This is a genomic window from Streptomyces sp. ISL-12 (assembly GCF_018614415.1).
Taxonomy (GTDB): domain Bacteria; phylum Actinomycetota; class Actinomycetes; order Streptomycetales; family Streptomycetaceae; genus Streptomyces.
This window is the reverse complement of sequence record NZ_JAGGOO010000109.1, coordinates 36,448-55,280: the sequence shown is the minus strand read 5'-3', so window position 1 is coordinate 55,280 and position 18,833 is coordinate 36,448. Positions and strand designations below refer to the sequence as shown.

The 18,833-nt window shown below is 72.2% G+C and carries 18 protein-coding genes; 5 read left to right on the top strand and 13 right to left on the bottom strand.

Features of this window, described 5'->3' with window-relative positions; genetic code table 11:
• Window positions 1–3 precede the first annotated feature (3 nt).
• Together J7I94_RS27475 and J7I94_RS27470 are read right to left on the bottom strand one after the other, a co-directional pair.
• On the bottom strand, window positions 4–1,035 hold the full coding sequence (locus J7I94_RS27475) for a LacI family DNA-binding transcriptional regulator (protein WP_215171152.1): 1,032 nt from the start codon (window positions 1,033–1,035) through the stop codon (window positions 4–6).
• Complete coding sequence (locus J7I94_RS27470; protein ID WP_215171151.1) at window positions 1,032–3,401, bottom strand: glycoside hydrolase family 2 protein; 2,370 nt, start codon at window positions 3,399–3,401, stop codon at window positions 1,032–1,034. Before J7I94_RS27470 ends, J7I94_RS27475 begins: the two co-directional genes overlap by 4 nt.
• A gap of 155 nt (window positions 3,402–3,556) precedes the next feature.
• Here J7I94_RS27470 and J7I94_RS27465 point away from each other — a divergent pair, with 155 nt between their 5' ends.
• The 3 genes from J7I94_RS27465 to J7I94_RS27455 are packed head-to-tail and all read left to right on the top strand — an operon-like array spanning window position 3,557 to window position 6,650.
• Window positions 3,557–4,879: an ABC transporter substrate-binding protein gene (locus J7I94_RS27465; RefSeq protein WP_374198426.1), complete on the top strand. Its 1,323-nt coding sequence runs from the start codon at window positions 3,557–3,559 to the stop codon at window positions 4,877–4,879.
• Complete coding sequence (locus J7I94_RS27460) at window positions 4,879–5,823, top strand: carbohydrate ABC transporter permease (protein WP_215171149.1); 945 nt, start codon at window positions 4,879–4,881, stop codon at window positions 5,821–5,823. The genes J7I94_RS27465 and J7I94_RS27460 overlap by 1 nt, the downstream gene beginning before the upstream one ends.
• Window positions 5,820–6,650: a carbohydrate ABC transporter permease gene (locus tag J7I94_RS27455; RefSeq protein WP_215171148.1), complete on the top strand. Its 831-nt coding sequence runs from the start codon at window positions 5,820–5,822 to the stop codon at window positions 6,648–6,650. Before J7I94_RS27460 ends, J7I94_RS27455 begins: the two co-directional genes overlap by 4 nt.
• A 6-nt stretch (window positions 6,651–6,656) precedes the next feature.
• Here J7I94_RS27455 and J7I94_RS27450 read toward each other — a convergent pair whose 3' ends face one another.
• The 8 genes from J7I94_RS27450 to J7I94_RS27415 form a co-directional block, all read right to left on the bottom strand.
• The gene (locus J7I94_RS27450) at window positions 6,657–7,940 is read right to left on the bottom strand and encodes a ribonuclease D (RefSeq protein ID WP_215171146.1); all 1,284 of its coding nucleotides are present in this window, start codon (window positions 7,938–7,940) and stop codon (window positions 6,657–6,659) included.
• A 405-nt stretch (window positions 7,941–8,345) separates the two neighbouring features.
• A complete protein-coding gene (locus J7I94_RS27445; RefSeq protein ID WP_215171144.1) occupies window positions 8,346–8,861 on the bottom strand; it encodes an LpqN/LpqT family lipoprotein in 516 nt (171 codons plus the stop codon).
• Window positions 8,862–8,943: 82 nt separating this feature from the next.
• Window positions 8,944–10,143 (bottom strand): putative T7SS-secreted protein, encoded by a 1,200-nt coding sequence (locus tag J7I94_RS27440; protein WP_215171142.1) that lies wholly within the window; start codon window positions 10,141–10,143, stop codon window positions 8,944–8,946.
• Between the two features lie 9 nt (window positions 10,144–10,152).
• The gene (locus tag J7I94_RS27435) at window positions 10,153–10,467 is read right to left on the bottom strand and encodes a WXG100 family type VII secretion target (protein WP_215171140.1); all 315 of its coding nucleotides are present in this window, start codon (window positions 10,465–10,467) and stop codon (window positions 10,153–10,155) included.
• A gap of 44 nt (window positions 10,468–10,511) precedes the next feature.
• A complete protein-coding gene (locus tag J7I94_RS27430) occupies window positions 10,512–11,207 on the bottom strand; it encodes a hypothetical protein (RefSeq protein ID WP_215171138.1) in 696 nt (231 codons plus the stop codon).
• Window positions 11,208–11,254: 47 nt separating this feature from the next.
• Window positions 11,255–11,593 carry a DUF4333 domain-containing protein gene (locus tag J7I94_RS27425; RefSeq protein WP_215171136.1) on the bottom strand — a complete coding sequence of 113 codons (339 nt, stop codon included), beginning with the start codon at window positions 11,591–11,593 and terminating at the stop codon, window positions 11,255–11,257.
• A 205-nt stretch (window positions 11,594–11,798) separates the two neighbouring features.
• Complete coding sequence (locus J7I94_RS27420; RefSeq protein ID WP_003972894.1) at window positions 11,799–12,461, bottom strand: response regulator transcription factor; 663 nt, start codon at window positions 12,459–12,461, stop codon at window positions 11,799–11,801.
• Window positions 12,462–12,772: 311 nt separating this feature from the next.
• Complete coding sequence (locus tag J7I94_RS27415; RefSeq protein ID WP_215171134.1) at window positions 12,773–13,459, bottom strand: DUF3000 domain-containing protein; 687 nt, start codon at window positions 13,457–13,459, stop codon at window positions 12,773–12,775.
• Between the two features lie 184 nt (window positions 13,460–13,643).
• Here J7I94_RS27415 and hemE point away from each other — a divergent pair, with 184 nt between their 5' ends.
• Complete coding sequence (hemE, locus tag J7I94_RS27410; protein ID WP_215171132.1) at window positions 13,644–14,723, top strand: uroporphyrinogen decarboxylase; 1,080 nt, start codon at window positions 13,644–13,646, stop codon at window positions 14,721–14,723.
• A 91-nt stretch (window positions 14,724–14,814) separates the two neighbouring features.
• Here hemE and J7I94_RS27405 read toward each other — a convergent pair whose 3' ends face one another.
• On the bottom strand, window positions 14,815–15,639 hold the full coding sequence (locus tag J7I94_RS27405; protein ID WP_215171130.1) for a rhomboid family intramembrane serine protease: 825 nt from the start codon (window positions 15,637–15,639) through the stop codon (window positions 14,815–14,817).
• A 133-nt stretch (window positions 15,640–15,772) separates the two neighbouring features.
• Between J7I94_RS27405 and J7I94_RS27400 the strand changes: the two genes are divergently transcribed.
• Complete coding sequence (locus tag J7I94_RS27400) at window positions 15,773–16,090, top strand: hypothetical protein (RefSeq protein ID WP_215171128.1); 318 nt, start codon at window positions 15,773–15,775, stop codon at window positions 16,088–16,090.
• Window positions 16,091–16,094: 4 nt separating this feature from the next.
• Here the strand turns inward: J7I94_RS27400 and J7I94_RS27395 are convergent, their stop codons facing one another.
• Both J7I94_RS27395 and J7I94_RS27390 read right to left on the bottom strand, forming a co-directional pair.
• Window positions 16,095–17,492 carry an FAD-dependent oxidoreductase gene (locus J7I94_RS27395; protein ID WP_215171126.1) on the bottom strand — a complete coding sequence of 466 codons (1,398 nt, stop codon included), beginning with the start codon at window positions 17,490–17,492 and terminating at the stop codon, window positions 16,095–16,097.
• A 38-nt stretch (window positions 17,493–17,530) separates the two neighbouring features.
• The gene (locus J7I94_RS27390) at window positions 17,531–18,532 is read right to left on the bottom strand and encodes a DUF4349 domain-containing protein (RefSeq protein ID WP_215171124.1); all 1,002 of its coding nucleotides are present in this window, start codon (window positions 18,530–18,532) and stop codon (window positions 17,531–17,533) included.
• Window positions 18,533–18,833: the final 301 nt, after the last annotated feature.

Below are 18,833 nucleotides of genomic sequence, written 5' to 3'. Positions count from 1 at the left end.
AGGTCACACCTTTTCGGGGGGAGCGGTTGAGCCGCGCGGAGTCAGCACCGGCGTGGGAACCGGGTGCGACTCGGCGCCCTCCCCGGCGATGACGCCGAACAGTGTCCGGGCCACCTCCGCCCCGAAACCGTGCACGTCATGACTCATCGCCGACAGCGTCGGATGCGTCAACCGGCACAACTGCGAGTCGTCCCAGGCCAGCAGCGACACGTCCCCCGGCACCCGCAGCCCCATCTCCGCCGCCACCGACAGCCCCGCCACCGCCATGATGTCGTTGTCGTACACCACCGCCGTCGGCCGGTCCGCCGGCGCCGCCGTCAGCAGCGACCGGGTGGCCCGCGCCCCCGCGTCCCCCGAGAAGTCCGTGGCGACCTGCCGCGCCCCGGTCAGCCCCAGCGCCCGCGCCGCCGCGTCGAAGGCGGCCGTACGGATCGCGGTGTGCCCGAGCGCCGCCGCGCCGCCGACCCGGGCGATCCGCCGGTGCCCGAGCGCCGCGAGGTACCGCACCGCCTCGGTCACCGCACAGGCGTCGTCGGTCCACACGGAGGTGAGCGATCCGGTCAGCGAGGGGTGCCCGACCGCGACCGCCGGTATGCCGAGCCGCTCCACCGGCTCCACCCGGGGGTCACCGTCCCGGAAGTCGACCAGGATCGCCCCGCCGATCCGCCGCCCCCGCCACCAGGACTCCAGCAGCCCCGCCTCCTCCTCCGCGCCGCGCACCAGCCGCAGCAGCAGCGAGCAGGAGTGCTCCGTCAGGACGCTCTCCACGCCGGACACGAACTCCATGTAGAACGGTTCCAGGCCGAGCAGCCGGGCGGGCCGGCAGATCGCCAGCCCCACCACGTCCACCCGCGATCCCGCCAGCGTCCGGGCGGTGGAGTCCGGCGCCCAGCCCAGCTCCCGCGCGGCGCGGAAGATCCTGTCCCGCGTCGCCTCCGAGAGGCCCGGCTTCCGGTTGAAGGCGAGGGACACGGCCCCCTTGGACACGCCGGCGCGGGCGGCGACGTCCTTGATGGTGACGCGGGGGCTGGTCATCGAGGGGGCTCCAGGCAGTACAGGGCCGACCGGGCGGCGTGCGCGTCGGGAGTCCGCCAGCCGCGCACGCCGATGGTCACCCTCTCGCCGGGGAGCAGGGTGACCAGCCCCCGGTCGGCGCGGGCGGCCGGGTCCAGCCGGTCGGCCTGCAGCAGCAGGTCCCGGACCAGGGTGCGGGCGGTCACCGTGACGCCGCCGGGCGCGAGGGCGACGTCGAACTCCGGGCGTACGTAGGGGATGTCACGGTCGGGCGCGGCAAAGCGCAGGGCACGCAGCCCGTCGGCGTCGGCGACCAGGAACTCCTCGGGCCCGTCGGGCTCCAGCCCCGCAGGAACCGGAACCCGCCCCACCGCCCGCCGCCCCGCCGCGAACGCCACCTGAGCCCGCCCCAGCACCGCGCCCTCGACGGACATCCGCAGCAGCGCCACCGTCCCGGCCCACTCCTCGGCGCCCTGGTTCACCACGGACAGCAGGCCGTCCCGCAGGACCAGCAACCGGTCCGCGTACAGCCGCCGCAGCTCGTGGTAGAGCGGCTTCTCCCGGCCGTCGCCGTCGATCGCCGCCCAACTGGTCACCGGCCAGCAGTCGTTGAGCTGCCAGACGATCGTGCCCGCGCACACCGGCCAGTGCGACCGCCAGTGCTCGATCCCGGCGGCGACCGCGCGGGCCTGGTTGACCTGGGTGAGGTAGTGCCAGCGGTCGAAGTCGCCGTCGTCCGGCAGTACGAAGTGCCGCTCCAGGCCGCGCGCCAGTTTGCCGTTGCCGTCCTCCGCCTTCTGGTGGTGCAGCATCCCGGGGGAGTCCGGCGCGAGCGCCTCACCGGGCAGCGCGCGCCGCAGCGTGGCGTACGCGGGCGGCGCCTGCCAGCCGAACTCGGCCACGAAACGCGGCACGTCGGCCCCGTACTCCGCGTAGTCCTCCCGGTTCCACACCTCCCAGGAGTGGTGCGTGCCGTGCGCCGGGTCGTTGGGGTGACGGTCCCAGGACCCGGACCACGGGCTGCCCGCCGTGTACGGCCGGGTCGGGTCCAGTTCCGCGACCACGCGCGGCAGCACGCCCAGGTAGTACCCCTCGCCCCAGGAGTCCCCGGCCAGCCGCGGCTCCCACCCCCAGTCCCGGAACCCCCACAGGTTCTCGTTGTTGCCGTTCCACAGCACCAGCGAGGGGTGCGGCATCAGCCGTACGACATTTTCCCGCGCCTCGGCCTCCACCTCGCCCCGCAGCGGCTGCTCCTCGGGGTAGGCCGCGCAGGCGAACGGGAAGTCCTGCCAGACCAGCAGCCCCAGTTCGTCGCAGGCGTCGTAGAAGTCCTCGCTCTCGTAGATCCCGCCGCCCCAGACCCGCACCAGGTCCACCCCGGCCCCGGCCGCCTGCGCCAGCCGCTCCCGGTACCGCTCGCGCGTGACGCGGGAGGGGAAGACGTCGTCGGGGATCCAGTTGACGCCCCGCGCGAACAGCCGCTCCCCGTTGACGACCAGGGTGAAGCCGGTGCCGTGCGCGTCGGCGGAGGTGTCCAGCTCCACCGTCCGGAAGCCGATCCGGCGCCGCCACACGTCCAACGGCACGTCCTCGTGCAGCAGCGTCAACTCGACGTCGTACAGCGCCTGTTCCCCGTACCCGCGCGGCCACCACAGCTGCGCGTCCGGCACCCGCAGCCGTACGGTGCCGTGGGTGCCGTCCAGTTCGGCGCGGGCGGTGATGCCGGCCACGCGCGCCTCGACGGTCAGCGGCGCCTCCACGCGGGTGCGTTCGACATCGACGCGGAGTTCGACGTCGCCGGTGCCGTCCTCGACGCTGACCAGCGGGCGGACCCGGGCGAGGCGGGCCGTCGACCAGTGCTCCAGGCGGGCCGGCCGCCAGATCCCGGCGGTCACCAGGGTCGGCCCCCAGTCCCAGCCGAAGGAGCAGGCCATCTTGCGCACGTACTGGTAGGGCTCGGCGTACGCGGCCGGTCGCTCGCCCACCTTCCCCCGTACCGCCTCGGCCTCGGCGTACGCGGAGGCGAACCGCACGGTCAGCCGCCCGCTCAGCCCGGTGACGTCGAAGCGGTGGGAGCGGTGCATGTTCCGGGTCCGCCCCAGCGAGCGGCCGTCCAGCAGGATCTCGGCGACGGTGTCCAGGCCGTCGAAGACCAGGTCGCTCTGCTCGTGCCCGGAGCCCGCGTCGAGACGGCGCTCGTACGTCCACTCCCGGCGGCCCACCCACGCCACCTCGGTCTCGTCGCGGCCCAGGAACGGGTCCGGGATCAGCCCCGCCGCCAGCAGATCGGTGTGCACACAGCCCGGCACCGTGGCCGGCAGCGTGCCACCGGCGCCGTCGGGGTGTCGCAGGGTCCATCCCTCGGTGAGCGGTGTCGCCTGAAGCATGCACACTCCCTTAACCGGTTCACAGCGACGGTCATATGGACGATCACATGTTCTGAGCAGTGTTGGCGGAAACGGGACTTTACCGGTTCAGTACGCGCTGTCAGAGTGCGGAACCGGCCAACCACATGCGTGCTCGTCCGCCCGAAACGGAGCTGATGCACATGAACCGCCGCAACTTCACCGCCGGATCGATCGCCGTCCTCGCCCTGCTGGCCTCGGCCTGCACGGGCACCGGGGGAAGCTCCGAGGGCGCGGACGCCGAGGCGCCCGGCGACCCGGCGAACGTCTCCGGGACCATCACGGTCCTCACCCACCGGACCGACCTGGTGCAGGACGGGACGATGAAGAAGTACGCAGCCGAGTTCAACAAGACCTACCCGAAGGTGAAGGTCGAGTTCGACGGCCTCACCGACTACGAGGGCGAGGTCAAGATCCGCATGAACACGGAGGACTACGGCGACGTCCTGATGATCCCGGCGGTGGTGCGGAAGCAGGACTACCCCCGCTTCTTCGCCTCGCTGGGCAGCCAGGACGAGCTGTCGGAGAAGTACCGCTTCACCGGCTACGCCACCGTCGGCGGCAAGGTCTACGGGCAGAGCTCGATCGGTGTCGTCCCGGGCATGGTCTACAACAAGCGGGTCTGGAAGCAGGCCGGCATCACCGACTGGCCCACCACCCCGGCCGAGTTCCTCGCCGACCTCAAGGCCGTCAAGGCGAAGACCGACGCCGTGCCGTACTACACCAACTTCAAGGACATGTGGCCGCTGACCCAGTGGACCAACGTCAACGGCTCGGTCGGCTGCGACACCGGGGCCACCAGCAGGCTCGCCGAGGGCGACCCGTGGGCCGAGGGCGCCGATCTGCGGGTGGGCGACACGCTGCTGCACGACATCGTCAGCGCCGGGCTGATCGAGAAGGACCCGACCACCACCAACTGGGAGGGCTCCAAGCCGAAGCTGGCCAAGGGCGAGATCGCCACCATGTGGCTCGGCTCCTGGGCCGTGATCCAGATGCGGCAGGCGGCCCAGCAGGCGGGCACCGATCCGGACGACATCGGGTTCATGCCGTTCCCGGCGCAGAAGGACGGCACGTTCTGCGCGGTGACCTCGCCCGACTACCAGCAGGCCGTCAACGTGCACTCCGAGCACAAGGCCGCCGCCCGCGCCTGGATCGACTGGTTCACCGACAAGTCCGGCTACGCGGCGGCCAACCTGGCGCTCTCCCCGCTGAAGGACGCCCCGCTGCCCGACCTGCTGAAGCCGTACGAGGAGGCGGGCGTCGAGCTCATCGACCTCGACGACAGCAAGGGCGCCGAGGTGAAGGCCATCGACAACGCCTCCGAGGTCGGCATCTACCAGCCCGACTACCGCCAGGACCTCGTCGACCTGGCCCGGGGCGCGGCCGACGGTGACCTGGACGGCTTCTTCGAAGGGCTCAGCGAGAAGTGGAACGCGGCCCGCAAGACGGCGGGTTCCTGATGACGGACACCACCGAGAGGATGCCGGTTCCCGTCTCCGGCCCGGTCCCGCGTCCCCGAGGGCGCCGATGGACCCCCACCCCCTGGCTGTTCCTGCTCGCCCCCCTCACCCTCCTGATCGTCTTCACCTACGCGCCCATCGCCAACATGGTCGCGTACAGCTTCACCGACTGGGACGGCGTCAGCCCCGAGCTGCACTTCACCGGCGCCGGCAACTACGCGGAGATCTTCACCCGCGAGGACCTCTTCCGCGTCTTCTTCGTCAGCGGCTACTACCTCGCCGCCTCCGTCGTCCAGATCACCGCCGCGCTGTACTTCGCCACGGTGCTCAGCTTCGACGTCCGCTTCCGGAACTTCTTCAAGGGCGTGCTGTTCTTCCCGTACCTGATCAACGGCGTCGCCATCGGCTTCGTCTTCCTGTACTTCTTCCAGGACGGCGGCACCCTCGACTCGGTGCTGAGCCTCTTCGGCCACGACGGCGACCGCGCCTGGCTCGGGACGTCGACGTCGGCCAACGTCTCGCTCGCCGGGGTGTCGGTCTGGCGCTACACGGGGCTGAACTTCGTGCTCTTCCTGGGCGCCATCCAGTCCATCCCGGGGGAGCTGTACGAGGCGGCCGAACTGGACGGGGCGAACCGGTGGCAGCAGTTCCGGTACATCATCGCGCCGAGCATCCGGCCGGTGATCGGGCTGACCGTGATCCTCTCGGTCTCCGGCTCGCTGGCGGTCTTCGAGATCCCGTACATCATGACCGGCGGGGCGACCGGCACCGAGACCTTCGTGATCCAGACGGTGAAGCTGGCGTTCCAGTTCAACAAGACGGGGCTCGCCTCGGCGGCGGCCGTGGTGCTGCTGCTGATCGTCCTGGCGGTGACCTGGGTGCAGCGGCGGTTGGTGCCGGACGACCCCGACGAGAAGTCCGACCGGAAGGCGGAGCCGGTATGACCCGCCGCGCCGTGGCCCGTGCCCTGGTGTACCTGTCGCTGGCGGGCGCCGCACTGGTGGTGCTGCTGCCGCTGACCGTCGTCCTGCTGACCTCGCTCAAGACGTCCGGGGAGATGGCCGACGGGTCGGGCGCGCTGGACCTGCCCGACGACCCGTTCAACCTTGCCAACTACGTGACCGCCTTCCAGGACGGCCGGATGCTCAGGGCCTTCGGCAACACCGCCTTCGTGCTGCTGTTCGCCATCGGCGGGACGGTGCTCATCGGGTCGATGGCGGCGTACGCGATCGACCGCTTCGCCTTCCGCATGAAGAAGGTGGTGCTGGCGCTGTTCCTGGTGGCCGCGCTGGTCCCGGGGGTCACCACCCAGGTGGCGACCTTCCAGATCGTCAACAGCCTCGGCATGTTCGACAGCCTGTGGGCGCCGGTCCTGCTCTACATGGGCACGGACATCGTGTCGATCTACATCTTCCTGCAGTTCATCCGGTCCATCCCCGTCTCCCTGGACGAGGCGGCCCGGGTGGAGGGCGCCAACGCCTTCACCATCTACCGGAAGATCATCTTCCCGCTGCTGAGGCCCGCGATCGCGACCGTCGTCATCGTCAAGGGGATCACCGTCTACAACGACTTCTACATCCCCTTCCTCTACCTCCCCTCCGAGGATCTTGGCGTGATCTCGACGTCGCTGTTCCGTTTCAAGGGGCCCTTCGGGGCGCACTGGGAGACGATCTCGGCAGGAGCGGTGCTGGTCATCCTGCCGACACTGATCGTCTTCCTCTTCCTCCAGCGGTTCATCTACAACGGCTTCACGCGCGGAGCGACGAAGTGACGGTGGTCAGGATTCCTTCGTCAGCGCCGCCACCAGTACGGGCGTCACCTGCTCCACCTGCCAGGGCCGGGCGCCGTGCGCGGCCAGCGCCGCGGCCACCGACCCGGCGTCGGCCGGCGCCGGGGGCTCCCAGCAGACCCGGCGCACGGTGTCCGGGGTGATCAGGTTCTCCTGCGGCATGTTCAGCTCCTCGGCCAGGGCCGTGATCGCGGCCCGCGCCGCGGAGAGCCGGGCCGCGGCGGCCGGGTCCTTGTCGGCCCACGCGCGCGGCGGCGGGGGACCGGTCACCGGCTGCCCCGGCTGCGGCAGCTGGGACTCCGACAGCTCCCTCGCCCGGTCGACCGCCGCCTGCCACTGCTCCAGCTGCCGGCGGTTGACCCGCCCGAAGCCGCTCAGCTGGGCCAGCGCGTGCACGTTGGGCGGCAGCGCGAGGGCCGCCTCGACGATGGCCGCGTCCCCGATCACCTTGCCCGGCGAAACGTCCCGCCGCTGGGCGATGCGGTCCCGGGTCTGCCACAGCTCCCGGACGACGGCGAGCTGCCGGCGCCGGCGCACCTTGTGCATGCCGGACGTACGGCGCCAGGGGTCCTTGCGGGGCTCGGGCGGCGGCGCGGAGGCGATGGCGTCGAACTCCTGCCGGGCCCACTCCAGCTTGCCCTGCCGGTCCAGCTCCTTCTCCAGCGCGTCCCGCAGGTCGACCAGGAGCTCCACGTCGAGGGCGGCGTAGCGCAGCCAGGGCTCGGGCAGCGGACGGGTGGACCAGTCGACGGCGGAGTGGCCCTTCTCCAGGACGAAGCCGAGGACGCTCTCGACCATCGCGCCGAGGCCGACCCGCGGGAACCCGGCGAGCCGCCCGGCCAGCTCGGTGTCGAACAGCCGCGTCGGCACCATCCCTATCTCCCGCAGACAGGGCAGGTCCTGGGTGGCGGCGTGCAGCACCCACTCGGCGTCCTTCAGCGCGTCGCCGAGCCCGGACAGATCGGGGCAGGCCACCGGGTCGATCAGCGCGCTCCCGGCGCCCTCGCGGCGCAGCTGCACCAGGTAGGCGCGCTGGCCGTAGCGGTAACCGGAGGCGCGCTCGGCGTCGACGGCGACGGGCCCGGACCCGGCGGCGAAGGCGGCGGTCACCTCGGCGAGCGCCTCCGCGTCGGCGATCACCGGCGGAATGCCCTCCCGTGGCTCCAGCAAGGGGATCGGCGCCTCCGTAGCAGAAGTTCCGGTCTCGTCCGGAGGGGCGCCTCCGGTGGTGTGCGGTGCACGGTCTGCTGCGGTTTCGTGGGCGTCGGTCACCTGTCAAGGGTATCTGTACCGGACGCTCTGCTGACCTGCGGTTTCGGTCGAAAGTTCGGCTGACCTGCGAAAACGACTTCTCGGTAGTTGTCGCCGCTATGGGGTGATTCTTGCCCCCGCGAGCCCAGCGGGAGGCCGGTGCCCGGCGTCGGCGGACACCTCCCCGTTCCCGTCAGGCGCGCCGGTCCTCGCCGGCGATCATGCCGACCAGCGTGTCGACGAGATCGTCGGCGCGGATGCCGCCCCACTTCTCATGCGGCAGCCGGCCGCTCGCCTCCGTGCCGACGACGACCCCGAGGAACTCGGTCCGACTGCGCTCGGCCGCACCCGACCGGATCCGGCGGGGCCGCGGCGGCGCGGCACGCGTGACGGGCCAAGTCCGCCGGCCGCCCCCCGCCGCTGACCCTAGGAGCCGGGGGCGGCCGGGCGAAGGGCGGAGACGAAGGCCTGGAAGTCCTCCAGGACGTCCCCGAGCTGGCTCGTCCTCGCCGTCAGCGCGATCTCGATCTCGACGCGTTCACCGCGCTTCCGCTTGTTCTCCAGCACCAGCAGGAACTGGCTCTGCGCCAGCTCCATCGGCTGCCCGTCGACGGTGGCCTGGATACGCACGTTCTGCACGATCCCGGGGGCGTCGATCAGGCCCGGCGCCGGTGAGGTGCCCACCTCGGTGCGCTTGACGACATCGACGGCACCGACGTTCTCGCGCAGCCGCCGCACCGACTCCTCCGCGAGGCCGTGCAGGCTCACCGAGCCCTGGAGGGCGTGGCCGGTGACCGTGATGTTCGGCGTGAAGCCCTGGCCCCGGGAGGCCGTGTGCAGGGCGACGAAGGCGGCCTGCGGGGCGCCGACCTCGTCCGGGGGCGCCGAGTGCCAGCCCGGCGGAAGCTCGATCTCGAGCGGCACCGGAAGTGTGCCCGGCATGGTGGATCAACTCCTTGCGGTACGGATGTCCGACGGTACGGGAAGGGGGTGGGTGAGGTGGGCGGGGCTTCCCCGCGACGGGTCAGTCGCCCCAGTCCCCGATGGCGTCCCAGGCGTCGCCGAGTGTGTCGGTGATCTTGCCCGGGTCGATCTCCACCTGGGCTCCGAGCTTGCCGCCGACGCCGAGACCGACTCCCAGGTCGCCGCCGATGACGAACTTGCCGTCCTTCATCCCGGCGTCCAGGTGCGCCTCGGCACCGGCACCGGCCCATGCTTCCGCCGTGCCGCCGACGCCGACACCGGCGACGGAGGCGTGTCCCTCCGCGGTGGCCTTGGCGCCGGCGAAGGCCTCGCCGCCGACGTGGACGCCGTCCGTGCCGACGGAACCCTTGACGCCGGCCTCGGCGCCTCCGAACACCTCGGCCTTGCCGGAGGTCGCGAACAGACCGGCCTCGTACTTGCCCTCGGCCGTCGCCTGGGCCAGGTACGCCTTGCCGGACGCCTGCGCGGTGGCGTTGCCGTCGAGGAGGCCGACCCCGGCGGAACCTTCGACGCCGAGGAGGTTGACACCGGCCGTGCCGGAGACGTCACCGCCCGCGAACGCGCCGTGGCCCTTGGCCTCGGCGCCCCAGACCTTGGCGTTGCCCGAGGCGGAGGGGCCGGCCACGGCGATGCCCGGTCCCTTGTGCTCGCGCAACGCGTCCCGCTGCTCTTGCGTCAGGTTCCTCTGGTTGCCCCAGGCCCCCAGATCGCGCGGCTCGGGTGCCCTTTCCAGCTCGGCGAACTGCCGAGTGGTCAGACCCGAGTCGTCCTGCGCCGCTTCGGACGCGAAGAAGAGCCAGTCAGGTGCGTCGTCGCTTCCACCGCCCTGCGCCTTGAACTTCCCCGCGGCCGTGTCACCCGCCGACTCGACACGGCCACGCGCCGTCTCCAGCAGTCGCTCGCTGCCGTCCTCGTCGCCCGCCTCGTACAGCAGGATGGCCTGTTCGGCCTGCCCCTGAGCCCACTCCAGTACCCCGGCGTAGTCACGCAGAGCCCGCGCGGCCGCGCCCAGCGCGTCCGCGCTGCGGTACCACTTCGTCTTCTGGCCGGAGAAGTCCTCCCAGAATGCCTCGCTGGCCTGTCCTTGCCATCCGGGGACGCGGACGGAGCCCAGCTCATCCCCGATGCCGTCGAGGGTCGTCGCGTGTCCGTCGAGCCGGTCGGCGTCGCCGCTGAGCTTCGACGGGTTGCCCGGGATCAGTTCGCGCGGGTCCCGGGTCTCGCCAAGTCGTGCCGCCATCATTCCCCGTCAGTGGATGCCGGGGCCGACGATCGCGGGCCCGGTGAAGTTGTTCTGGGACAGTCGCTCGGCCTGCTCGTAGGAGGCGGCGTTGGCGTCGAGCTTGTCCGCCGAGTTGTCCGCGTCCTCCTTCATCGGGCTCTTGATGGCTTCCGTCCAGGTTGCCATCAGCAGACCGAACTCCTCCGCCGCGTCACCGTGGCCGAAGTCGTCGCTGGACTTCCCGAGTTCGGCGAGCTTGACGCCGTCGCTACGGGCTGCGGCGTCCCTGATCTTTTCGGCGGCTGACCGCAGTTCGGACGGCTCGACATCGAACTGGCCCATCCATTTCCCCCTTTTTTGAGCGCGTTGACGATAACGCAGGCGCACTACGGCGCCTGCGCGGGGCGGCCGGGCGCCCTGATCCCCATGACGTTGGCGGCGTCGACGAGATAGTCCAGAGGATCGATGAGAGTCTCGGAACTCAGTGCGGTCCGCTCGCGCCAGGCGAACAGGCGGCCGTCGGACAGGTGGAGCTGTAGTTCGGGAGCACGACGGTCGGACATCAGGAACTCCGCCAGGCCACCGAGCAGTACGGCACGGGCGCGCTCCTCATCGCGGGAGACGATGTGGAAGTCCTTGTCGAGTTTCGGGATGCCCACCTTCATGGCGCGTCCGTGCTCCAGCGTGTCGAGCAAGCCGTCGCGGTGGACGCGCAGGTCCGGAACGTCTGTACCTAGCTCCAGGCACCAGCAGGAATGGACGCTGACTGTCTTGACGGTGTCGTCCATGTCATTGTGGTTCTGATGGACTTCGTAGGCCCGGAAGTCGAAGCCGAGGTGGGTCCCACTGATGACGTTGTTGCCCTGAACGCCTGTGGTCCGGTGCCACCACCGCCCGCCTCCGACGAGGCGCTCCACCACTTCCTCGTAACTCCAGCCCCGTCCCTCGGCGAAGGTCCGCAGCTCCTCGTGGGAGTCCCGTGCCTCCCGCTTCTTGCGGGCCTTGCGCCGGGACACCCACACGACGAGAGTCGCGACACCGGCCCACCACACCAGCATGACGACTGCTTCGATTCCACTCATGCGATCAGCTTCCCCCATGCCCTCTCGCGGAGCCCGTCCGGTCCCGTTCAGGAAACCGTCTCGTCGGCCTGGATGTCGTACTTGATCGTGTCGCCGTCGACGGAGGTGACCTCGACGGTCACGCCGAGACTGGTGCCGTCGGTCGCGGTGAGCTCGCAGCGCATCGTGGTGCCGATCTTGCCGGCCAGGTCCTCGGGGCAGGTGACGTCCGGCTTCGGCTGGCCCGTCGCCGCGGCGAGCTTCTCGGCCACCTGGTCCGCCACCTCGTCCTTGGACAGCTTGGCCTCCGTCCCGAGCGTCACCTCCGCCGAGCAGCCCACCAGCAGTGCGACGCTGGCCGTGGCGGCAAGGCCCCAGCAAGTCGAGACGGACAAGGGTTTGGGCACGACGGCTCCGTTCGGGGTGAGGGCACTGCGAGGGGCTTGAGGTGACGCCCGTCGGTGCGAATTTCTATCAGTTCGCGCGGCCCGCACGACGGGTTTTCACGTCCTCCCGTGCCCGCCTGCCAATGATCTTCACGTCGTGACATGCCTGGTGCCCGCCGACGGAACGTTCCGTCGACGGGCACCAGGTGGGTCGGGGGCGGTCGGGTCAGTGGATGATGCCGGTGCGCAGGGCGACGGCGACCATGCCGGCGCGGTCGCCCGTGCCGAGTTTGCGGGCGATGCGGGCGAGGTGGCTCTTGACGGTCAGGGCGGACAGGCCCATCGAGACGCCGATCGCCTTGTTGGACTGGCCCTCCGCGACCAGTCGCAGCACCTCGACCTCGCGGCCGGACAGTTCGCGGTAGCCGCCCGGGTGGCTCGGGGCACCCGGGGGGCGGCGGTGGAGGCGGGCGGCGGCGGCACCGATGGGGGCGGCGCCGGGTCGGGTGGGGAGCCCGACGTTGGTGCGGGTGCCGGTGACGACGTAGCCCTTGACGCCGCCGGCGAGGGCGTTGCGCACGGCGCCGATGTCGTCGGCGGCGGAGAGGGCGAGCCCGTTGGGCCAGCCCGCGGCGCGGGTCTCCGACAGCAGGGTCAGACCGGAGCCGTCGGGGAGATGGACGTCGGCGACGCAGATGTCGCGGGGGTTGCCGATGCGGGGACGAGCCTCCGCGACGGACGAGGCCTCGATGACGTCGCGCACACCGAGCGCCCACAGATGACGGGTGACGGTGGAACGGACGCGGGGGTCGGCCACGACCACCATGGCGGTCGGCTTGTTCGGGCGGTAGGCGACCAGGCTTGCGGGCTGCTCAAGAAGAACGGACACCAGGCCTCCTGGGTGCGGGGACGGGGCCGGCTCATGGGGAAGAAGCCGGGACGAACCGTGCTTTCAAGGTCACAGTCGTCTTCGGCAATAAACCTGTCCTCCTTTAGAGAATGATCACGATCTGGTGAGTAACAATCCGAGCAATTCGGACATGCGATCGATCATTCGAAGACCGAACGGTTTCGGTCTGCGTCGTTACGCGCCCGAAAGTGGCCGTATCGACAAAGTGACCTGACCTGTTCGAGGGAAAAGAAGGGAAAAAGGAACGGAGGGTACGGCACAAGCCGTACCCTCCGTTCCTTTTCCTCCGGCTAGCGGGACTGCGGCCCCCGGCGCTGCGGCAGTGTCACCACCGACGCGTCGCCCGGACCGGCCGGCGGCAGTCCGCCGACCTGGGCCAGCAGATCGCACCAGGCGCCCAGGTGCGCGGCCGTGTCCGGCACCCCGCCCAGGCCCTCGCGCGGCGTCCAGGAGGCGCGGATCTCGATCTGCGAGGCGGCGGGGCGCGCGGACAGGCCGCCGAAGTAGTGCGAGCTGGCGCGCGTCACCGTGCCGCCGGCCTCGCCGTAGGACAGCCCGCGTCCCTGGAGGGCGCCGGTGAGCCAGGTCCAGCACACCTCCGGCAGCAGCGGATCGGTGGCCAGCTCCGGTTCCAGTTCCGCGCGCACCAGGGTCACCAGCCGGAAGGCGCCCTGCCAGGCGTCGTGCCCGGCCGGGTCGTACAACAGCACCAGGCGCCCGTCCGCCAGGTCCTCGTCGCCGTCGACGACCGCGGCCTCCAGCGCGTACGCGTACGGCGCCAGCCGCTGCGGCGGGCGGGTCGCCTCCACCTCGACCTGCGGGCGCAGCCGCGTCGCCCGCAACGCGTCGACGGCGGCCCGGAACGGCAGCGGAGCCGTACTGTCCGGATATCCGACGCCGTCCGCACCGTCCTTGTCGTCCTTGGGTTCGTCCATTCCGCCCGTGCCGTCCGACAGTCGTCCCTGAGCCGCAGCCATGCGGGGAAGATTAAGCGGAACGCGGCCCCGGCGCAGGGAGGACACCCGCGACGGGGCGCGATGTCCGGATCACGCGGCGCGCGGACGGGGAGGGCGGCGCACGGCCCGGCGCGGCACCGGGGCCGCCCGCCCCGGTGCGCCCCGCGGTCCGGGACGGTGGCCGGGGCGTGCGAGACTTTCCGTCGTGAGTGCCAACCAGAGCCCCGACCAGAGCCCCGTGGGCCAGCCGCCGACCGCCACGTACGACTCCGCCTTCCTCAAGGCGTGCAGGCGTGAGCCGGTGCCGCACACGCCCGTGTGGTTCATGCGCCAGGCCGGACGCTCGCTGCCGGAGTACCGCAAGGTGCGCGAGGGCATCCCCATGCTGGAGTCCTGCATGCGGCCCGAGCTGGTCACCGAGATCACCCTCCAGCCGGTCCGCCGGCACGGAGTGGACGCGGCGATCTACTTCAGCGACATCGTCGTCCCGCTCAAGGCCATCGGCGTCGACCTCGACATCAAGCCCGGCGTCGGCCCGGTCGTCGAGAACCCGATCCGCACCCGCGCCGACCTGGCCCGGCTGCGCGATCTGACCCCCGAGGACGTCTCCTACGTCACCGAGGCGTTCGGCCTGCTCACCGCCGAACTCGGCGAGACCCCCCTGATCGGCTTCGCGGGTGCCCCCTTCACCCTCGCCAGCTACCTCGTGGAGGGCGGCCCGTCCCGCAACCACGAGCACACCAAGGCGCTGATGTACGGCGACCCGCAGCTGTGGGCCGACCTGCTCGACCGCCTCGCCGAGATCACCGCCGCCTTCCTCAAGGTGCAGATCGAGGCGGGCGCCAGCGCCGTCCAGCTCTTCGACTCCTGGGTCGGCGCCCTCGCCCCGGCCGACTACCGCCGCTCGGTGCTGCCCGCCTCCGCCAAGGTCTTCGACGCCGTCGCCGGCTACGGCGTCCCGCGCATCCACTTCGGTGTCGGCACCGGTGAGCTGCTCGGTCTCATGGGCGAGGCCGGCGCGGACGTGGTCGGCGTCGACTGGCGGGTCCCGCTGGACGAGGCCGCCCGCCGCGTCGGCCCCGGCAAGGCGCTCCAGGGCAACCTCGACCCGGCCGTCCTGTTCTCCTCCCGCGAGGCCGTCGAGGCCAAGACCGACGAGATCCTCGCCGCCGCGGCGGAGCTGGAGGGCCACGTCTTCAACCTCGGCCACGGCGTCCTGCCGACCACCGACCCGGACGCGCTGACCCGCCTCGTGGAGTACGTGCACACGCGCACCGCGCGCTGACGTCCCCCCGCCGCCCGCGGACCGCCCCGGCCGCGTCGCCTGCCCGACAGCAGGCGGCGCGGCCGGAGTGTTTCCGGGTGCCCTCGCGTCCTCAGGCCGGCCGCCACCGACGCGCCCGCCTCCCGAAGAGGATGCCGGGCGGGTCCGGGGGCGGGGGAGTGCCGGGCTTGAGGGGCCAGGCCAGCAGCAGGCCGGCCACGAAGCCGACGACGTGGGCCACGTAGGCCACGGTGCCGGCGTCGGAGAGGCCCTGGCCGGCGGAGTAGAACGCCTGGAGGACGAACCACAGGCCCAGGACGATCCAGGCGGGCAGCCGCAGCGGCAGGAAGACCAGGAACGGGACGAGGACCCAGACGCGGGCCCTCGGGTAGAGGAGCAGATACGCGCCGAGGACGCCGGCGATCGCCCCCGACGCGCCGATCAGCGGGGCGCCCGAGCCGGCGTTCAGCAGGGCGAAGCCGTAGGTCGCCGCGTAGCCGCAGACGCCGTAGAAGAGGAGGAACCGCAGGTGGCCCATGCGGTCCTCGATGTTGTTGCCGAAGATCCACAAGAACAGCATGTTGCCCAGCAGGTGCGGCCAGCCGCCGTGCAGGAACATCGCCGTCAGGACGCTCAGCTCCGGGGACTTGTCGTAGTCCGGCGGGGCGATCACGCAGCCGGGCCCCTGGGCGCCGACGCCCACGTCGCCGGTGGGGACGAGCCGGCGCAGCCGGTGGTGGACCAGTTCCTGGGGGACGGCCGCCCAGTGGTCCAGGTACGCCTGGAGATGGCACTGCTGGGCCAGGCCGCCGGCGCCGGTGAGCGAGTCGGCCATGCCGGGCATGGACAGGAACACCGCGAGGTTCGCGGCGATGAGCGCGTAGGTGACCCACGGGGTGCTGCGCACCGGGTTCACGTCATGGACGGGGATGACCACGGATGACTACTGCCCCGGGCGGCGGCGGTGAAGCAGCCGATGGGCTGAACGCCGCCGCCCGGTGACGCGTATGACTCACCGACCGGTCGCGGCACGGCGCAGGCGTGCCGCGCGGACGAGTGAGGAGCAGGCGATGGACGACCGAGTGACTCCCGCGCCGCGGGCCCTGCCCGACGGCGAGGCGGAGATCGCGCTGGTACTGCGGCTGCCCTGGGAGGACGTCGCCCGGCTCGGCCAGGAGGCCGGGCGGCTGGCCGCGCAGCGGCAGCGGCCGGTCACCCTGGACGAGGCCGCGAGCCACCGGCTGCGCTCCGCGCGGGCCGCCGCCCACGCCCGGCAGGCCGGGGAGCAGCCGCCCCCGGTCGCCCAGCCGGCGCCGGTGTCGTCGTTGCCGGCCCGGCCGCCGGAGCAGGCGCGACAGGTCATCGACCGGATCAACGGCACGGCGTGAGGCGTCAGTCCGCCTGCTCGACCGCCCGCGCCGCCTTGCGGGCCGCCACCAGCACCGGGTCCCACACCGGCGAGAACGGCGGGGCGTAGCCCAGGTCCAGCCCGGTCATCTGCTCCACCGTCATGCCCGCCGTCAGGGCCACCGCCGCGATGTCGACCCGCTTGCCCGCGCCCTCCCGGCCGACGATCTGCACGCCCAGCAGCTTGCCGGTGCGGCGCTCGGCGAGCATCTTCACCGTCATGGGGGAGGCGTCCGGGTAGTAGCCCGCGCGGCTGGTCGACTCGATGGTGACCGCGACGAACTCCAGGCCCACCCGGCGGGCGTCCTTCTCGCGCAGCCCCGTCCGGGCGATCTCCAGGTCGCAGACCTTGCTGACCGCCGTGCCGACCACGCCCGGGAAGGTGGCGTACCCGCCGCCCGCGTTGGTGCCGATCACCTGGCCGTGCTTGTTGGCGTGGGTGCCGAGCGCTATGTGCCGCGACTGCCCGGACACCAGGTCCAGGACCTCCACGCAGTCGCCGCCCGCCCAGATGTCCGCGTACCCCCGCACCCGCATCGCCCGGTCCGTCAGCAGGCCGCCGTGGCCTCCCAGGGGGAGACCGGCGGCCCGGGCGAGCGAGGTCTCCGGGGTGACGCCGATGCCGAGCACCACCACGTCCGCCGGGTACACCGCGTCGCCGGCGACCACCGCGCTCACCCGCCCGTCCTCGCCGGTGCGCACTTCGGTGACCTCGGTGTCGTTCACCATCGTGATGCCGAGGCCCTCCATGGCGTCGTGCACCAGGCGGCCCATGTCGGGATCGAGGGTGGACATCGGCTCCCGGCCGCGGTTGACGACCGTCACCTCGTAGCCGCGGTTGATCAGCGCCTCGGCCATCTCCACGCCGATGTACCCGGCGCCGACGACCACCGCGCGACGGCCACGCGCGCGTGCCAGCGTGTCCAGCAGCGCCTGTCCGTCGTCCAGCGTCTGCACGCCGTGCACCCCGGGGGCGTCCGCGCCGGGCAGGTCGGGCCGGACCGGCCGCGCGCCGGTGGCGATGACGAGCTTGTCGTACGCCGTCCAGGACTCGGCGCCGGAATCGACGTCACGCGCGCGTACCCGCCGGCCCGCCACGTCGATCTCCGTGACCTCGGTGCGCATGCGCAGGTCGATGTGGCGGGCGCGGTGCTCCTCGGGGGTGCGGGCGATCAGCCGGTCCCGGTCGTCGACCTCGCCGCCGACCCAGTACGGGATGCCGCACGCCGAGTAGGAGGAGAAGTGGCCGCGTTCGAACGCCACGATCTCCAGCTCGTCGGGGCCCCTCAGCCGGCGTGCCTGCGACGCCGCGGACATCCCCGCGGCGTCGCCGCCGATCACCACCAGCCGCTCACGTCCACCCGTCGCACCGTTCATGTCCATGCGGACACGCTACGGGGGGCGGGGCGTCCGGGTCCCGCTCAGTCCTCCTCCCGCTCCTCCGTACGCGCCTCCTCCGCAGGCCCCACCGGCGAGCGGGCCGGCTGCGGCGCCGGGCGGGCCGTCGGCAGCGGGCCCAGGGCGGTCGTGGCGGGCGCGGGCGCCGGGCGGCGCGGCAGCCGGGGCCGTACCAGCCGCAGCCACAGCAGCACGACGAGCGCCGTCACCGCCGCGAACGGCAGCGCCGCGCCGAACACCACCGCCAGCCAGCGCAGCATCGCCACGAACGCGTCCCAGCCGCCCGCGAGGGCGTCGGTGAACCCGGGGTCGTCGTCCGTGCCGTCCGGGCGGGGCGGTGTCTCGGTGAGGGAGAGGGTGATGGTCGCCAGGGCGGCGCGTTCCTTCAGGGACGCCTGCCGGGCGAGCAGCGACTCCAACTCGGCCTGACGGCTGCTCAGCTCGCCCTCCAGCGTCACCACGTCGCTCAGCCGCTCCGCCCGGTCCATCAGCTCGCGGATCCGGGCGACGCTGGCGCGCTGCGAGGTGATGCGGCTCTCCACGTCCACCACCTGGTCGGTGACGTCCCGCGCCTCGGTGGTCCGTTCCAGCAGCTTGCCGGTGCCCGCGAGGCCGGTGAGGACCCGGTCGTAGGCGTCGGCGGGCACCCGGAGCACGACCTCGGTGTGCTCGTCGCCGTCCTCGTCGCGGCCGGTGGTCTCCTCGCCGACGTAGCCGCCCGCGTCCTCGGTGGCGGTACGGGCCTCGGCGAGCGCCTTGGGTACGTCCCCGACCTGCACGGTCAGGGAGGCGGTACGGATGATGTGCTGCGCGGGGAGCTTCGCCGGGGCGGTCGCCTCGGAGCCCTTCGCGGCACCGCCCCCGGCGCCCTGCTGCGCGGCCCGCTCCTGGCCAACCGCCTTGTCGGCGCTGCCGCTTCCGGCGGAGTCGTCACCGCCGGCACTGCATCCGGTGAGCGCGAGGGCCGCGGCCAGCAGGAACCCGGCCAGGGCCGGAACGGGTCGTACGGAACGGTGTGCGCGCATGCGGGTCTCCCCCGGGGACGTGACGACTGACGCTCCTTCGACGCCGGGCCGGGCCGGAACGTTGGCGTGCGCGGGTCCCGATGAGGTCACGGTCGGGACGCGCGTCGGACAAGGGGGCCGCCGGGGGCCGGCCTCCGGGCTCCGCGGGTGCCGGGCAGGGGCGTTCGTCGGGTGCCGGGCGCCGGGGGCTTCGCGCGCCGGTTGCCGGGGCGGCCCTGCGCGTGGGACACGGGGGCGGCGCCGCTGCGCGTGCCGGACACCGGGGCCCTTCGGCCCCTGTCAGTGGGGTCTGAGAAGGTGG

Coding starts and splice junctions, on each gene's coding strand:
- J7I94_RS27475 (WP_215171152.1), bottom strand. CDS start 1,035: ATGACCAGCCCCCGCGTCACCATCAAGGACGTCGCCGCCCGCGCCGGC.
- J7I94_RS27470 (WP_215171151.1), bottom strand. CDS start 3,401: ATGCTTCAGGCGACACCGCTCACCGAGGGATGGACCCTGCGACACCCC.
- J7I94_RS27465 (WP_374198426.1), top strand. CDS start 3,557: ATGCACATGAACCGCCGCAACTTCACCGCCGGATCGATCGCCGTCCTC.
- J7I94_RS27460 (WP_215171149.1), top strand. CDS start 4,879: ATGACGGACACCACCGAGAGGATGCCGGTTCCCGTCTCCGGCCCGGTC.
- J7I94_RS27455 (WP_215171148.1), top strand. CDS start 5,820: ATGACCCGCCGCGCCGTGGCCCGTGCCCTGGTGTACCTGTCGCTGGCG.
- J7I94_RS27445 (WP_215171144.1), bottom strand. CDS start 8,861: ATGCCGGGCACACTTCCGGTGCCGCTCGAGATCGAGCTTCCGCCGGGC.
- J7I94_RS27440 (WP_215171142.1), bottom strand. CDS start 10,143: ATGGCGGCACGACTTGGCGAGACCCGGGACCCGCGCGAACTGATCCCG.
- J7I94_RS27435 (WP_215171140.1), bottom strand. CDS start 10,467: ATGGGCCAGTTCGATGTCGAGCCGTCCGAACTGCGGTCAGCCGCCGAA.
- J7I94_RS27430 (WP_215171138.1), bottom strand. CDS start 11,207: ATGAGTGGAATCGAAGCAGTCGTCATGCTGGTGTGGTGGGCCGGTGTC.
- J7I94_RS27415 (WP_215171134.1), bottom strand. CDS start 13,459: ATGGCTGCGGCTCAGGGACGACTGTCGGACGGCACGGGCGGAATGGAC.
- J7I94_RS27400 (WP_215171128.1), top strand. CDS start 15,773: ATGGACGACCGAGTGACTCCCGCGCCGCGGGCCCTGCCCGACGGCGAG.
- J7I94_RS27395 (WP_215171126.1), bottom strand. CDS start 17,492: ATGGACATGAACGGTGCGACGGGTGGACGTGAGCGGCTGGTGGTGATC.
- J7I94_RS27390 (WP_215171124.1), bottom strand. CDS start 18,532: ATGCGCGCACACCGTTCCGTACGACCCGTTCCGGCCCTGGCCGGGTTC.